Raw genomic sequence first — 14,153 nt, 5'->3', positions numbered from 1 at the left:
GGTGTGCTCCCCGGATGAAGGTTGGACGAAGACGTGGCAGGTGTGTCGAGCCCGGGCGCTGAGGCTCCGGCGCCCAAGCGCAAGGCTCCGGTCAAGCGCAAGCACACCGTCGCCAGGGTGATGCTGCTGAGCTCGCTGGTGCTCGCCATGGTCACGGGCCTGGGGGTCGTCTACCTGGTTCGCCACCTCGACGGCAACATCGGCTCCACCGACCTGGAGGGGATCCTCGGGGAGGACCGTCCGGAGAAGCGCTACAACGGCAACGGCGACCCCCTGAACATCCTGGTGATGGGCGATGACACTCGCGCCGGCGAGGGGAACGGCATCGACCAGGAGTCCGGCGGAGGCGGTTCGGACACCACGATCCTGGTGCATCTCTCGGCCGACCGGACCCGAGCCTATGCCGTCTCCATCCCCCGTGACTCCATCGTCGACCGACCCGACTGCGGCGAGGACGACGAGCTCGCGGGCGCCACCGATGTCCGGTGGAACACGGCCTTCGCCACGGGTGGACCCGCGTGCACCGTCGAGCAGTTCGAGCAGACGGCAAACGTGCGCGTCGACCACTTCGCAGCGATCGACTTCAACGGCTTCGGCGAGATGGTCGACGCCGTCGACGGCGTGCCGGTGTGCATCCCCGAGGACCTCGTCGACAAGGAGCACGGCATCTTCGTCCCTGCCGGCGACCCGTCGATCCTCACCGGTGACGAGGCCCTCGACTACGTGCGAGCCCGCTCGGTCGGTGAGCTCATCCAACGCAACGACATCAGCCGGATCAAGCGCCAGCAGACGTTCATCGGGGCACTGGTCCGCAGGGTGAAGTCGGCCGGCACCCTGACACGGTTCGACCGGGTCGTCGGCTTCCTCGACGCCGCCACCAGCTCGCTCGAGACCGACGAGCAGCTCGCGTCGGTGGGCAGGATCGCCAAGATCGCCATGCAGCTGCAGAACGTCGGCCTGGAGAACATCAAGTTCGTCACTGTCCCGACGGAGTACTACCCGGTCGACTCCGAGCACAGCGGCGCGGTCTTCTGGACCGAGGACGTCAAGAACCTCTGGCGGCTGATCGGCGAGGACAAGCCGCTGCCGCGGAAGTTCCTCAAGGACTCGCTGTCCGCCGAGCCACCGAAGACCTCCAGCGAGTCGGCTGACCCGGCGCCGGCCGATCCTGGGCAGTCAGACCCGGCCTCTCCGTCGCCGACGCCCACCGAGACCGAGACCCCGGCCCCGGTCGAGGAAGAGACCCCGGCCGAGGAGGAGTCCCCGACACCGGAGGCCATCCCGGGGATCTGCGCGTGAGCGGTTCGCCCGAACTCGACCCCCAGCCCGAGTCGGACTGGGAACGTCGCCAGCGGCTCGCCGCGGTCTTCGGCGACGTGCTGCCCGAGGAGACGAGCGACGACCGGCCGGCCGACTCCGTGAAGAGCGACGGCAAGGGCGACGACTGGTATCGCGACCAGGTCCCGCCCCACCACGGCTGACGCGGGTTCACACGCGGGTGGTGTGGGCGGGCTGTCGCTCCCACCCGCGCATGCGCCCGCACCAGCCGCCACCCGACCACACCACCCGCAGGTGGTGTGGCCGTCGGCGATGAAGCTCAGACGTTGCGGGCCTGGAGCAGGTCGCGGATCTCTTCGAGCAGCGCGACGTCGGCGGGGGTGCCCTCCTGCTCGCCGGGGAAGTACTTCTCCTTGGCAACGGTGTAGGGCTTGACGATGAAGAAGTAGACGACAGCGGACAGGATCAGGAACGAGATGAGCGCCGTCAGCAAGGCGCCGATGGAGACGCCTGCGGGTTCCCAGTTGGAGAAGTCGGGCTGGCCGCCGGCCTTGCCGATGAGGTCCATCAGCACGTCGACCATCGCGAGGACGACGGCCGCGAAGGCGGTCGCCATGATGAAGGCGACGGCAAGCTCGATCAGGTTGCCGCGCAGGATGAAGTTCTTGAATCCGCTCATGTGGTTTTCCTTTCGGTGCCCCGAGAGTCGGAGCCGATCGATGTCCTGACAACCCAGCACGCTAGCGGACGTAGGCCACGCTGAGGAACTGCGTGAGTGCTGCGGCGGCGACGTCTGCGGCGCGATCGGGCGAGATCCCCAGGACCACCAGCCGACCGGTCAGGGAGGACTCGGCGACCGACGGAGGCGGGATGGCCAGGACGACCACCCCGCCTGCCAGCTCCTGGGCGGTGCCGCTCTCGGGGTCGACAGCACTCAGGTCGACGCGGTCACCCACCTCGAGCAGGTCGACGACGGCGGGGTCGGGCAGCCGCACGGGCAAGACCGTCAGGCCAGGATGAGCCTGCGCCAGGTCTGATCCGACGAGCCGGACGCTGGTGACCGGTTCTCCGGCCCGCACCGGAGCGGCGAGCGTCCGCCCCGCGATGGACCCGGGGATCCCCGACGGGGCCAGGTCTGCGGGCCACTCGCGCAGCGTGACGTCGTCGGCTCCGATGCGGTCGCCGCTCGCGAGGTCATGGCTGGCGACGGGCACGGGCACTGTGGAGGGGGCGGCCCAGCGGTGGCGCGGAGCCCGACCAGCACCGAGAGGGCGAGGAGGAGCGCCGCGAGCGGCCGCCGGTGGGCGAGCACGCGGCGTCGTACGCTCCGCAGGCCCAGGCGCGACGAGGTGAGGGACGGCATGGCGCGACGCTAGGTCGACGCTGGCCCCGAGCCGCCCGGGCTTCCACAGCCCGGGGGTGGATCAGCTGGACGAACCGCCTGTGGACGACGACGAGCCCGACGACGAGCTCGAGGCGGCCGCCGGGGACGAGGAGGTCGACGTGGAGTCGGACGACGAGGTCGACTTCGACGCCGCGGCGGACCCCGAGTCGGAGCCCGAGGACGGGGTGCTGGCCGAGGACGACGCGCGGCTGTCGGTGCGATAGAACCCCGACCCCTTGAACACGACGCCGACCGCGTTGAACAGCTTGCGCAGCCGGCCCTGGCACTCGGGGCACACGGTGAGCGAGTCGTCACTGAAGCTCTGGAACTGCTCGAAGGCGTGACTGCACTCGGTGCAGGCGTACTGGTAGGTCGGCATCGGGAAACCTTGCGTGCTGGGGAGGCGTAGGTCGAGCAGGTGGGTCCGCGACTCGCTGGCACTCCACCCGATCGACTGCCAAGAATACGGCACAATGCATCGCGACATGACCGAGTCGCGAGCCTCCGCCAGCCCAGCCCCGTCCCGCAACGATGACTTCAACGTGCGAGACGCGTTCCGGCGAGCGCCCAGAGGCGTGCGCTGGTCGGCCTATGTCGCGGCCGCGTTGGCGCTCCTGCTCGTGCTCCTGGTGCTCGCCGCCGGTGCGTTCGTACGCCGACCGCTTCCCGGCATCGATGGCGAGCTCGAGCTGGCTGGACTGGACGCGTCGGTCGAGGTGCTTCGCGACGAGCACGGAATCGCCCAGATCTATGCCGACACCGACGCCGACCTGCTGCGCGCCCAAGGGTTCGTGGCCGCCCAGGACCGGTTCTTCGAGATGGACGTCCGCCGGCACGTGACCTCGGGCCGGCTTGCGGAGCTCTTCGGCGAGGACGGCCTCGAGACCGACAAATACATCCGCACGATGGGTTGGCGGCGGGTCGCTGAGCAGGAGTGGGCCCTGCTCGACGCCGAGACCCGCGACGCCCTGACGGCCTACGCCGAGGGCGTCAATGCCTACATCGCCGACCGGAGCACCAGCGAGCTCGCCCTCGAATACACCATCCTGGGCCTGTCCGGTCTCGACTACGAGCCGGAGCCCTGGGAGCCGGCCGACTCGCTCGCCTGGCTCAAGGCGATGGCCTGGGACCTGCGCGGCAACATGGACGACGAGATCGCGCGGGTGATGGCCACGCTCGACCACACCCCCGAGGAGATCGCCCAGCTCTACCCCGCCTATGACGCCGAGGCCCACCCGCCGATCGTGGACGGCGGCGGGGTCGTCGACGAGGTGTTCGAGCAGAACGCGACGGCCAACTCGACGCGCAACCCGCGGCGAGCGGCCTTCAACGACGAGACCGTCCGTGCCCTGGCCGACCTGCAGGCGGGCCTGCGCCGGCTGCCGCAGCTGCTCGGGCGGGGCGCAGGGATCGGCTCCAACTCCTGGGTGGTCGACGGCGAGCACAGCTCGACCGGCCGGCCGCTGCTGGCCAACGACCCGCACCTCGGCGTGAGCCAGCCCGGCATCTGGCTCCAGATGGGGCTGCACTGTCGCGAGGTCACGCCCGACTGCACCCTGCAGACCACGGGCTTCACCTTCGCCGGCGTGCCGGGCGTGATCATCGGCCACAACGCCGACATCGCCTGGGGCTTCACCAACCTCGGACCCGACGTGACCGACCTCTACCTCGAGCGGATCGAGGGCCGGACCTGGATCCAGGACGGCGAGCCCCGACCCCTCGAGCAGCGCACCGAGACGATCGAGGTGCGCGACGGGGACGCCTTCGAGCTGCGGATCCGCGAGACCGCCCACGGGCCGCTGCTCAGCGACGTCAGCCAGGAGCTCAGCACCGTCGGGGCCAACGCCCCGACCGACCGGCCGGGACAACGCGGCAACGGCTATGCAGTGGCGTTGCAGTGGACGGCGCTCGAGCCCTCGACGACGGCCGACGCGATCCTGGCGCTCAACCGGGCCGGCGACTGGGACGAGTTCCGGGCGGCGGCGAGCGACTTCGCCGTACCAGCGCAGAACCTCGTGTATGCCGATCGCGAGGGTCACATCGGCTATCAGGCCCCGGGCCTCGTGCCGATCCGCAAGTCCGGCAACGACGGCCGGATGCCGGCCGAGGGGTGGCTCTCGGCCAACGACTGGACCGGCGACCACATCCCGTTCGACGCACTGCCCAACGTGCTCGACCCGGACGAGGGAGTGATCGTCACGGCCAACCAGGCCGTCATCGGCGACGACTATCCCTACCAGCTGACCGACGACTGGGACCGTGGCTATCGCTCCACGCGCATCAGCGAGCTGCTCGAGCGCGAGGGTGAGCTCTCGATCGCGGAGATGACCCGGGTCCAGCTCGACACCGCCAACCCGATGGCTCCGACCCTGGTGCCCTATCTCCTCGACGTCGAGGAGCTGGGCTCGCAGTACTACCGCGACGGACAGGAGCTCCTGGCCGACTGGGACTTCACGCAGCCTGCGGACAGCCCGGCCGCTGCCTACTACAACGCCGTGTGGAGCAACCTGCTGCGCCTGACCTTCCACGACGAGCTGCGCGAGGGCATCTGGCCCGACGGCGGTGACAGGTGGTTCGCCGTGGTGACCGACCTGCTGGACGACCCGGTCGGGCCGTGGTGGGACGACGAGGCGACCGAGGACGTGGTCGAGTCCCGCGACGACATCCTGCGACAGGCGATGCTCGACGCCCGCGACGAGCTGACCACCCGGCAGGCGCTCGATCCACAGGAGTGGTCCTGGGGGCACCTCCACCACCTCGACCTGCGCCACGCGACGCTGGGCGAGTCGGGCATCGCCCCGATCGAACGCCTCTTCAACCGCAACGGCCACGAGGTCGGCGGCGGCGCGAGCATCGTGGACGCGACGAGCTGGGACGCGGCGCAGGGTTACGAGGTGACGGCGGCGCCGTCGATGCGGATGGTGGTCTCGCTGGCCGACTTCGACGACTCGCGCTACATCAACCTCACCGGGGTCTCGGGACATCCGGGGTCCTCGCACTACGGCGACCAGACCGAGCTGTTCGTCAACGGCGAATACCTGCCCTGGGCCTTCTCCCGCGACGCCGTCGTCGAGGCAGGTGAGAACACCCTCGTCCTCGTTCCTGCCGAGGACGACTAGTCGCTAGGTTGGCGCCATGAAGAGTGAGCTGTTCACCCCCGAGAACCTCGAGATCGCCGACGGGCAGCGGTTCGCCCTCCAGAACAGCCGGATGCTCCGGGTCTCGCTCGGCCCCGACGTGCTCGCGGTCAAGGGCGCGATGGTGGCCTTCCAGGGCCAGGTCCGCTTCGACCACGAGAAGTCCGGGTCGATGGCCAAGCTGCTCAAGAAGGTCGTCACCAGCGAGGACATCCCGCTGATGCGGGTGTCCGGCCAGGGCGAGGTCTTCTTCGCCCAGGAGGCCGGGCACGTCCACCTGATCACGCTCGAGGGGGACGGGATCTCGGTCAACGGCCGCAACCTCCTCGCCTTCGACGCGACGATGGAGTGGGACATCAACCGGGTCCGGGGGGCCGGCATGATGGCCGGTGGCCTGTTCAACACCACCGTGCGCGGCGCCGGCACCGTCGCCCTGTGCACCGTCGGGCAGCCGGTCGTCCTCGACTGCTCGCAGCAGCCGACGTTCGTCGACGTCCAGGCGGCTGTCGCGTGGTCCTCGTCCCTGGTGCCCACCGTGGTGTCGAGCATGAACATGAAGTCGATGCTGCGCGGCGGGTCCGGCGAGGCGTTCCAGTATTCCTTCCACGGACCCGGGTTCGTCGTCGTCCAGCCCTTCGAGTGGGTGCCGCCCACGGCCAACGGCGGCGGCAAGTCCGGCGGGCCGGGCGGCCTGATCGGCGATCTGCTCAGCTGATCCCGGCTGGCGTCACCGTGTGCGTGACACGACGGTCGTGGTCCTGGGTGGGCACGTCGCGCCCGGCCTCGTCCTCGTGCAGCACGACGGCGATGGGCACACCGGCCGGCACCCGCGCGAGTGCGCGGTCATAGGACCCGCCACCACGACCGAGGCGGTCGCCGGCCGTCGATGCCGCCAGCCCCGGCACGATCACCACGTCGGCCTGCGCGATGGCGTCCGGGCCCAGGCGTGGTCCGACCGGCTCGAGCAGGCCGCGGCTGGCGGGGGCGAGCTCTCCGGTGAAGGCGACCCAGTCGAGGTCGTTGTCGGGGCACAGGACGGGGAGCAGGACCCGCTTTCCGGCCGCGACGAGCAGCTCCAGCAGCCGTCCCGTACCGGGCTCGCGGCCGACCGAGACGTAGGCGGCGACGACTGCTCCTCGGCGTACGGCATCCCAGGCCAGCACGTGGTCCGCGATGGCCTCCGCGACAGCCACCGACTCGATCAGCGGGCGGCGCCGGCGGGCAGCCAGGACCTGGTCGCGCAGCGCCTGCTTCGCCGGCAGCGCAGGGGGCTGGACTCGCGGGTTCACGGCATCAGCCTACGATCGGAGCATGGGTAGCAAAGGGCTTGAGCTCGCACGCACCAAGATGCAGGAATCGGGCGTCGATCCAATCGCCATCGACACCTTCGCGCACTACTACCGGTTGTTGGAGCACGGCGAGACCGGGATGATCCCCGAGTCGACGATCGACCCCCTCGACATGGAGTCGCTGGCCGACGTCGAGGTGAGCGACGAGGACGCCGCCGAGGCGATCCGCACCACCGCCGTGATCAAGCTCAACGGCGGCCTCGGCACGTCGATGGGCATGGACCGTGCGAAGTCGCTCCTGTGTGTCCGACGTGGGCTGAGCTTCCTCGACATCATCGCCCGTCAGGTGCTCCACCTCCGCAGCGAGTACGCCGCCCCGCTCCCGCTGATCTTCATGAACTCGTTCCGCACCTCGGCCGACACGATGGCCGCCGTGGCGCGCTACGAGGACCTGCCCGTCGCGGGCCTGCCGCTGGAGTTCCTGCAGAACAAGGTTCCCAAGCTGCTCGCCAAGGACCTGATGCCGGCGTCGTATCCCAAGAACCCCGACCTCGAGTGGTGCCCGCCCGGCCACGGTGACATCTACACCGCGCTGCGGGGCAGCGGCCTGCTCGAGCAGCTGCGCGAGGCGGGCTACCGCCGGGTGTTCGTCTCCAACTCCGACAACCTCGGTGCGGTTCCGGACGCGCGGGTGGCCGGCTGGTTCGCGGGCACGGGCGCGCCGTTCGCGATCGAGGCGGTCCGTCGGACGCCCTCGGACCGCAAGGGCGGCCACTTCGCGCGGCGCAAGGAGGACGGCCGGATCGTGCTGAGGGAGTCGGCGCAGACCCTCGACGCCGACAAGCAGGCGCTGGCCGACCTCGACCGCCACCGCTTCACCTCGACCAACAACTTGTGGTTCGACCTGGACGCGATGGCCGAGGCGCTGGACGCCCGCGGCGGCATCCTCGGGCTGCCACTGATCCGCAACGTCAAGCACCTCGACCCGGCCGACCCGTCCACGCCCGAGGTGATCCAGGTCGAGACCGCGATGGGTGCCGCCATCGAGGTCTTCGAGGGGTCGCGCACCATCGAGGTCGGGCGTGACCGCTTCGTGCCGGTGAAGACGACCAACGACCTGCTCGTCCTGCGCTCCGACGTCTATGACCTCGGCCAGGACTTCGTGCTCGACCAGGCCTGCGACGAGGTGCCCTTCATCGACCTCGACGGCAGCTTCTACAAGCTGGTCGGCGACTTCGACAAGCGCTTCCCCGAGGGCGCGCCCTCACTGCGGAAGGCCTCGTCGCTGGTCGTCGATGGTGACGTCACCTTCGGCAAGGGCGTCAGCGTCGTCGGTGACGTGAAGATCCAGGCCCCCAGTGCGCAGCGGATCGCACCTTCGACCGAACTGGTGGCAGATGCCTGACCTGCTGCCCGTCCCCGACCTCGTCGAGCGCATCCTGGCGACGGTCTCCCCGTTGCCCGACTTCCCCCAGCCCCTGATGGACGCGCTCGGCCTCGCCCTGGCCGAGGACGTCAGCGCCTCCATCTCGCTGCCCGGCTTCGACAACTCCGGGATGGACGGCTATGCGGTGACCTGTGCCGACGTCGCGTCCGCCTCCGAGGACCACCCGGTCCACCTGCCCGTCGTCGGGGAGATCGCCGCCGGGCGTCCCAGCCTGATGGCCCTCTCGCCGGGCACCGCGGCCAAGATCATGACGGGCGCCCGGGTGCCCACCGGCTGTGACGCGGTGGTGCCCTACGAGTGGACCGACCGGGGGGTCGCCCAGGTGCGGATCACCCGCGCGCCTCGACAGCACCAGCACATCAGGGTCGCCGGTGACGACGTCAAGGAGGGCGACCAGCTCCTCGAGCACGGCACGGTCCTCGGCCCCCGCCACCTCGGTCTGCTGGCCGCGATCGGACGGGCCACCGTCCGCTGCCGCCCGCGGCCGCGCGTCGTGGTCATCTCGACCGGCTCGGAGCTGCGCGAGCCTGGTTCGCCGCTCGGCTCCGACTCCATCTACGACGGCAACTCCTTCCTCCTCGCCGCCGCCGCGCGGGCTGCTGGTGCCATCGCCTATCGGGTCGGGATCGTCCCCGACGACCCCCGCACCTTCACCGACGCACTCAGCGACCAGCTCGTGCGCGCCGACATCGTGGTCACCAGCGGTGGGGTCAGCGAGGGCGACTTCGACGTGGTCAAGGAGGCGCTGTCCTCCCTGGGGTCGGTGTGGTTCGGCGGGGTCGCGATGCAGCCCGGCAAGCCCCAGGGCTTCGGCACCGTGGGCGAGGACCAGACGCCGATCTTCACCCTGCCGGGCAACCCGGTCTCGGCCTACGTCTCCTTCGAGACCTTCGTGCTCCCCGCGATCCGCCGGATGATGGGCAAGCTGCCCTATTCCCGGCCCCTGTCGCGGGCTCGCCTCACCCACGGGCTGTCGTCGCCGGCGGGCAAGCAGCAGATGGTGCGCGCCGCCTGGGACTCCGACCGGGGAGGCGCCTTCGTCAGCCCGGTCGGCGGACCCGGGTCCCACCTGCTCGGCGACCTGGCCGACAGCAATGCACTCATCGTCGTACCCCCCGACACGACCGCCCTCCAGGCCGGCGACATGGTCCCGGTGCTCAGGCTCGACGAGGAGTTTTAGATGACGTCCTTCTCCCACCTCGACGACGCGGGCGCTGCCCGGATGGTCGACGTCTCCGGCAAGGCAGTCACCGCGCGTACGGCGTCCGCAACCGGCCGGGTCCTGGTCTCGGACGACGTGGTCGCCCTGCTGCGCGGAGCCGGGGTTCCGAAGGGCGACACCCTCGCCGTGGCGCGACTGGCCGGGATCATGGGAGCCAAGCAGACCCCGTCGCTGATCCCGTTGTGCCACCCGCTCGCACTCTCGTCGGTGACCCTCGACCTCAGCGTCACCGACGCCTCCGTCGACATCGTGGCCACGGTCGCCACCACCGACCGGACCGGCGTCGAGATGGAGGCGCTCACCGCCGTCGCCGTGGCCGGGCTCACCGTGATCGACATGGTCAAGTCCGTCGACAAGGCCGCGGTCATCACCGACGTGCGGGTCGAGACGAAGACCGGCGGCAAGTCGGGGGACTGGGCGCGACCATGAGCGTCGAGCTCAAGGGCGCCGTCGTGGTGGCGTCCAACCGGGCAGCCGCCGGTGTCTACGACGACGAGACCGGGCCGGTGATCGTCGCCTGGCTGCAGTCGCAGGGATTCACGGTGGGCGCGCCGGCCGTCGTGCCCGACGGCGACCCGGTCGCCGAGGCGATCGCGGCCGCGATCGACGACGGCGCCCGGGTCGTCCTCACGACCGGCGGCACCGGTCTCACGCCGACCGACCGGACGCCCGAAGCCACCCGGCCGCTGCTGGACCGGGAGATCCCCGGGATCGCGGAGGCGATCCGCGCCCACGGCGTGGCAGCGGGAGTGCCGACGGCGGTGCTCTCGCGCGGCGTCGCAGGCATCGCCGGCTCGTGCCTGGTGGTCAACCTCCCCGGCTCGCGTGGCGGGGTGAAGGACGCCCTGGCCGTGCTCGGCCCGGTGCTGCAGCACGCCGTCGAGCAGGTGGCGGGAAGCGATCACTGATGGGCGTCTGGAAGTCGGTGCCGGGTTGGCCGGCCTGGCTGGCCCACGGCGACGTCGGGCTGCGCCCCCTCGAGACCTCGGACGTCGCGGCCTGGCGTGAGGTCCGCACTCGCAACCGGGACTGGCTGCAGCCGTGGGACGCCACGATGCCACCGGGTCACGAAGCGGCTGCCGGCGACTACTCGCAGGTCGTGCGCCGACTGCGCCGCCTCGCCCGCCGTGGCCAGGCACTGCCGTTCGCGATCGAGGTCGACGGCCGCTTCGTGGGCCAGGTGACGGTCAACAACATCGTCCGCGGCTCAGCACAGTTCGCCTCCATCGGCTATTGGCTCGACAAGGACGCGGCCGGCCGCGGGGTGATGCCGACCGCCGTGGCCCTGGTGATCGACCACTGCTTCACCACCGCCGGCCTGCACCGCGTCGAGATCTGCATCCGGCCGGAGAACTCCAACTCCCTGCGCGTGGTCGAGAAGCTGGGGCTCTTCGAGGTCGGCTATGCGCCGCGGTTCCTCCACATCGACGGGGCCTGGCGCGACCACCGGATCTTCGCCGTGACCGTGGAGGAGTGCACCGAGCCGATGCTGAACCGCCTGGGGCGGCCCTGACACGGCGCATCGGGTCGCAAGTGGCGGCGCGCGCCATACGAACCCGCTCATTCGATGTCGTCCGCCGCCAGTTGTGCTCCGGACACGACCGACCGGCTCCTGCGCCCCGAATCCCACGAGTCACACGAGTAGTTTCCCGACACACCTATGGACATCCGCCCCATCCTCGGGTAGCGAACCTAATCTCAGGGGCGTGGACCCGAGCGCACTGATCTTCGTTGCCCTGGCAGTTGCCTGGGCCGTCTATCTCATCCCGAAGGCGCTCGAGCACCATGACGAGGCGGTGCGCAGCCGCTCGGTCGACCGCTTCTCCCACACGATGCGCGTGCTCGCGCGCCGCGAGCCGGTCAACCGTCGCGACGCCCGTCTGGTCGTGACCCCCGCCCGGCACCCGTCCGCGCCGACCGTCGCCACCAAGCCGTCCAGGACCCGAGCGACCCCGACGTATGCCGAGCGGCGCGCCGCCGTCCGCAAGGCCACCAAGCGGCGTCGCAGAGTCCTGGCAGCGATCCTGCTCGTCAACACCGCCGTCATCGGCGTGGCTGCCGCCCAGGTGATCGCCTGGCCCTACACCGCCATCCCCGCAGGGCTGCTCGTCGCCTGGCTCGTCGCCTGCCGCGTCATGGTCAAGGGCGAACGGGCGGCTGCTCGACCAGCACGGGTCCAGTCCCACCTCACCGCAGCGTTCCCGGACGCCAACTCGCTCGAGATCATCTTCGAGCTCCCCGAGACAGCCGACTCCCCGCTCGTGGCCGACGTCGAGGCCGTCGCCGTCGAGCCCGCCGCGGAGCCGATGCGCGCCGAGGGCGCGGAGCCGATGCGCGCCGAAGGCGCGTGGGACATGGTGCCGACCACCCTGCCGACCTACGTCTCCAAGCCGGCCGCCGCGCGGCGTACGGTCCAGACGATCGACCTCGACTCCACTGGCGTCTGGTCGTCGGGGCGCAACGACGACGACTCGGCCATGGCCCGCGACGCCGACGAGTCGGCGCGTGCTGAACGCGACGTCGAGCGGCGTCGCGCGTCCGGCTCCTGAGTCGCTCGGCGCGAGGGCCCATTCGATTGGGTCGGCGTGGAAGTCGGGTGCTATCTTTTCCCTTCGCTCGGGGGTGTGGCGCAGCTGGTAGCGCGTCTCGTTCGCATCGAGAAGGCCAGGGGTTCGAGTCCCCTCACCTCCACCAGCGACGAACGGCCCGTCCTCGGACGGGCCGTTCGGCATTTCCCCTCCAGCGGCCTCAGATCCAGCGGGTGAACCAGATCCGCCGCAGCCACTCGTCGTGGGTGATCAGCTGGTCGGTCCACACCGGCCAGAACCACGCGAACGCCAGGACGCAGAGCACGAAGTAGGACCCGGCGACCACGACCCCGGCCGTCCGTCTGGACGAGGGCACGTTGGAGGAGCCCACCAGGCTGCCCAGCGCCAGGGTCAGCGCCAGCACCACGAACGGCAGGCAGGCGATCGCGTAGAAGACGAAGATCGGCCGGTCGTCATAGAGCAGCCACGGGAGCCAGGTCGAAGCCACCCCGACGACCGCGACCCCGAAGCGCCAGTCGCGCGCCCCGACCCAGCGGACGAGTGCGAAGACCAGCGCCAGGCTGCCGCCCCACCAGATGAGCGGGTTGCCCAGCAGGAGGACCTGACGCAGGCACGTCGACCCGTCCGGCGCGTCGCAGCCCTGGGTCCCGGGCTGGATGTCGAGCTGGGCGTCCACCCCGACGGGGCGGTTCATCAGCAGCCAGCCTCCGGGCTTGGAGGCGTAGACGTGGTCACTGTCGTTGAGGAAGTGGCTGTGGAAGGCATACACGTCCTGGTGGTAGTCCCACAGCGATCGCAGCGACTGGGTGACCTCGCCGAAGCCCTCCTTGTCCGGTTCGGAGGCGGTCGCCCACGGCTCGCCGCCGTCGTGTGTCGTGTATTGGGTGTTGCTCAGCGCCTGCTCGTACTCACCGGCGTGCTGGAGCCAACCGGTCCAGCTGGCGACATAGACGACGAAGGCGACCAGGACGAGACTGGCGAACGCGACCGGCCCGTCGACGACGAGCGCCTTGACGACGTCCAGCCGGTGCCGGTGCGACCTGCGGGCGCCGTAGTTCCACGCCGTCAGCAGCAGGCCGAAGGCTGCGAGGGGGAACAGTGCCGTCCACTTGGTGCCGACCGCGAGGCCGAAGGCGACGCCTGCACCGAGCAACCAGGGTCGGAAGAACACCAGGTGGGCGCCCTTGGCCAGCCGCGCGCGGAACCACTGTCGGTCGGCGACGACACAGTGGACGCCGAGCAGGATGAAGAAGGCGAGGAAGATGTCGAGCAGCGCCAGCCGCGACAGCACGAGCTGCAGGCCGTCCAGGGCGAGCAGAAGCCCGCCGGCCAGGCCGAGCGTCGTCGAGCCGGTCACGCGCCGGACGAAGCGACACATCAGGAGCACCATCAGCGAGCCGACGACGGCAGCAGCGATGCGCCAGCCGAAGGGCTCCATCCCGAAGGCCTTCTCGCCGAGCGCGATCAGCCACTTCCCCACCTCAGGGTGCACCACCATCGAGGGGGCGTCCTGCCAGATCCCGGTGGGGGCGCCGTTGAGGATGCTCTTGTCCGCGTCCTCGACGTAGGTGCGCACGTAGCCGTGCTCGAGCATCGACCAGGCGTCCTTGGCGTAGTACGTCTCGTCGAAGCTGAACTGGTGGGGCGTGCCGAGCTTCCACCAGCGCAGGAAGAAGGCGAGACCGGTGATCGCCAGCGCCAGGACCCACCCGACGAGCGGGTCGTCGGTGCGCCAGCGCGGGAGTGCGCGGTCCTGCACCGACGGGACCTCGCTGCCCGCCGCCGTGCGCGACAGGCTGACATCGGCGGGAGCGGTCACGCCGCAGACTCTAGAGCGTCTGCCCCCG

General features: G+C 70.4%; 15 protein-coding genes and 1 tRNA gene. 11 read left to right on the top strand and 5 right to left on the bottom strand.

The genetic code is table 11. The features are described from left to right. Positions 1-33 precede the first annotated feature (33 nt). A complete protein-coding gene (locus G7071_RS02060; protein WP_166314283.1) occupies positions 34-1,299 on the top strand; it encodes an LCP family protein in 1,266 nt (421 codons plus the stop codon). Next, the gene (locus G7071_RS02055; protein WP_166314280.1) at positions 1,296-1,481 is read left to right on the top strand and encodes a hypothetical protein; all 186 of its coding nucleotides are present in this window, start codon (positions 1,296-1,298) and stop codon (positions 1,479-1,481) included. The genes G7071_RS02060 and G7071_RS02055 overlap by 4 nt, the downstream gene beginning before the upstream one ends. Positions 1,482-1,597: 116 nt before the next feature. Here the strand turns inward: G7071_RS02055 and G7071_RS02050 are convergent, their stop codons facing one another. The 3 genes from G7071_RS02050 to G7071_RS19905 all read right to left on the bottom strand — a co-directional run bounded on the left by G7071_RS02050 (position 1,598) and on the right by G7071_RS19905 (position 3,041). Further along, on the bottom strand, positions 1,598-1,957 hold the full coding sequence (locus tag G7071_RS02050) for an MscL family protein (RefSeq protein ID WP_166314277.1): 360 nt from the start codon (positions 1,955-1,957) through the stop codon (positions 1,598-1,600). A 61-nt stretch (positions 1,958-2,018) separates the two neighbouring features. After that, a complete protein-coding gene (locus G7071_RS02045; RefSeq protein WP_166314274.1) occupies positions 2,019-2,492 on the bottom strand; it encodes an SAF domain-containing protein in 474 nt (157 codons plus the stop codon). Positions 2,493-2,702: 210 nt separating this feature from the next. Beyond that, positions 2,703-3,041: an FmdB family zinc ribbon protein gene (locus tag G7071_RS19905; RefSeq protein ID WP_166314271.1), complete on the bottom strand. Its 339-nt coding sequence runs from the start codon at positions 3,039-3,041 to the stop codon at positions 2,703-2,705. A gap of 106 nt (positions 3,042-3,147) precedes the next feature. On the opposite strand from G7071_RS19905, the gene G7071_RS02035 reads away from it, so the two are divergent. Both G7071_RS02035 and G7071_RS02030 read left to right on the top strand, forming a co-directional pair. Then, on the top strand, positions 3,148-5,781 hold the full coding sequence (locus G7071_RS02035; protein ID WP_166314268.1) for a penicillin acylase family protein: 2,634 nt from the start codon (positions 3,148-3,150) through the stop codon (positions 5,779-5,781). 16 nt (positions 5,782-5,797) lie between these two features. Next, positions 5,798-6,514, top strand: coding sequence for an AIM24 family protein (locus tag G7071_RS02030; RefSeq protein WP_166314266.1), 717 nt, complete (start codon positions 5,798-5,800; stop codon positions 6,512-6,514). On the opposite strand, the gene G7071_RS02025 is transcribed toward G7071_RS02030, so the two are convergent. Continuing rightward, a complete protein-coding gene (locus tag G7071_RS02025; RefSeq protein ID WP_246210313.1) occupies positions 6,507-7,088 on the bottom strand; it encodes a 5-formyltetrahydrofolate cyclo-ligase in 582 nt (193 codons plus the stop codon). The genes G7071_RS02030 and G7071_RS02025 overlap by 8 nt on opposite strands. A gap of 22 nt (positions 7,089-7,110) precedes the next feature. On the opposite strand from G7071_RS02025, the gene G7071_RS02020 reads away from it, so the two are divergent. The 7 genes from G7071_RS02020 to G7071_RS01990 all read left to right on the top strand — a co-directional run bounded on the left by G7071_RS02020 (position 7,111) and on the right by G7071_RS01990 (position 12,451). Continuing rightward, the gene (locus G7071_RS02020) at positions 7,111-8,493 is read left to right on the top strand and encodes a UTP--glucose-1-phosphate uridylyltransferase (RefSeq protein ID WP_166314263.1); all 1,383 of its coding nucleotides are present in this window, start codon (positions 7,111-7,113) and stop codon (positions 8,491-8,493) included. Then, complete coding sequence (gene glp / locus G7071_RS02015) at positions 8,486-9,715, top strand: molybdotransferase-like divisome protein Glp (protein ID WP_166314260.1); 1,230 nt, start codon at positions 8,486-8,488, stop codon at positions 9,713-9,715. The genes G7071_RS02020 and glp overlap by 8 nt, the downstream gene beginning before the upstream one ends. Continuing rightward, positions 9,716-10,186 carry a cyclic pyranopterin monophosphate synthase MoaC gene (gene moaC / locus G7071_RS02010; RefSeq protein ID WP_166314257.1) on the top strand — a complete coding sequence of 157 codons (471 nt, stop codon included), beginning with the start codon at positions 9,716-9,718 and terminating at the stop codon, positions 10,184-10,186. Next, complete coding sequence (locus G7071_RS02005) at positions 10,183-10,665, top strand: MogA/MoaB family molybdenum cofactor biosynthesis protein (protein WP_166314254.1); 483 nt, start codon at positions 10,183-10,185, stop codon at positions 10,663-10,665. Before moaC ends, G7071_RS02005 begins: the two co-directional genes overlap by 4 nt. Beyond that, on the top strand, positions 10,665-11,270 hold the full coding sequence (locus G7071_RS02000; RefSeq protein ID WP_166314251.1) for a GNAT family N-acetyltransferase: 606 nt from the start codon (positions 10,665-10,667) through the stop codon (positions 11,268-11,270). Before G7071_RS02005 ends, G7071_RS02000 begins: the two co-directional genes overlap by 1 nt. Positions 11,271-11,463: 193 nt before the next feature. Next, positions 11,464-12,306, top strand: coding sequence for a divisome protein SepX/GlpR (sepX, locus tag G7071_RS01995; protein WP_166314248.1), 843 nt, complete (start codon positions 11,464-11,466; stop codon positions 12,304-12,306). 69 nt (positions 12,307-12,375) lie between these two features. Next, positions 12,376-12,451, top strand: a tRNA-Ala gene (locus G7071_RS01990). Positions 12,452-12,505: 54 nt separating this feature from the next. Here G7071_RS01990 and G7071_RS01985 read toward each other — a convergent pair. Further along, entirely contained in the window at positions 12,506-14,125 is a 1,620-nt protein-coding gene (locus tag G7071_RS01985) for a dolichyl-phosphate-mannose--protein mannosyltransferase (RefSeq protein ID WP_166314245.1), read from the bottom strand. Positions 14,126-14,153 lie beyond the last annotated feature (28 nt).

The organism is Nocardioides piscis (assembly GCF_011300215.1).
GTDB classification, from domain to species: domain Bacteria; phylum Actinomycetota; class Actinomycetes; order Propionibacteriales; family Nocardioidaceae; genus Nocardioides; species Nocardioides piscis.
The sequence above is the reverse complement of the archived record's forward strand: the minus strand, read 5'-3'. Positions and strand labels throughout refer to the sequence as shown.

Excerpts from the sequence above, each read along its gene's own strand:
- G7071_RS02050 (WP_166314277.1), bottom strand. The coding sequence starts at position 1,957 with ATGAGCGGATTCAAGAACTTCATCCTGCGCGGCAACCTGATCGAGCTT.
- G7071_RS19905 (WP_166314271.1), bottom strand. The coding sequence starts at position 3,041 with ATGCCGACCTACCAGTACGCCTGCACCGAGTGCAGTCACGCCTTCGAG.
- G7071_RS02035 (WP_166314268.1), top strand. The coding sequence starts at position 3,148 with ATGACCGAGTCGCGAGCCTCCGCCAGCCCAGCCCCGTCCCGCAACGAT.
- G7071_RS02030 (WP_166314266.1), top strand. The coding sequence starts at position 5,798 with ATGAAGAGTGAGCTGTTCACCCCCGAGAACCTCGAGATCGCCGACGGG.
- G7071_RS02020 (WP_166314263.1), top strand. The coding sequence starts at position 7,111 with ATGGGTAGCAAAGGGCTTGAGCTCGCACGCACCAAGATGCAGGAATCG.
- glp (WP_166314260.1), top strand. The coding sequence starts at position 8,486 with ATGCCTGACCTGCTGCCCGTCCCCGACCTCGTCGAGCGCATCCTGGCG.
- moaC (WP_166314257.1), top strand. The coding sequence starts at position 9,716 with ATGACGTCCTTCTCCCACCTCGACGACGCGGGCGCTGCCCGGATGGTC.
- G7071_RS02005 (WP_166314254.1), top strand. The coding sequence starts at position 10,183 with ATGAGCGTCGAGCTCAAGGGCGCCGTCGTGGTGGCGTCCAACCGGGCA.
- G7071_RS02000 (WP_166314251.1), top strand. The coding sequence starts at position 10,665 with ATGGGCGTCTGGAAGTCGGTGCCGGGTTGGCCGGCCTGGCTGGCCCAC.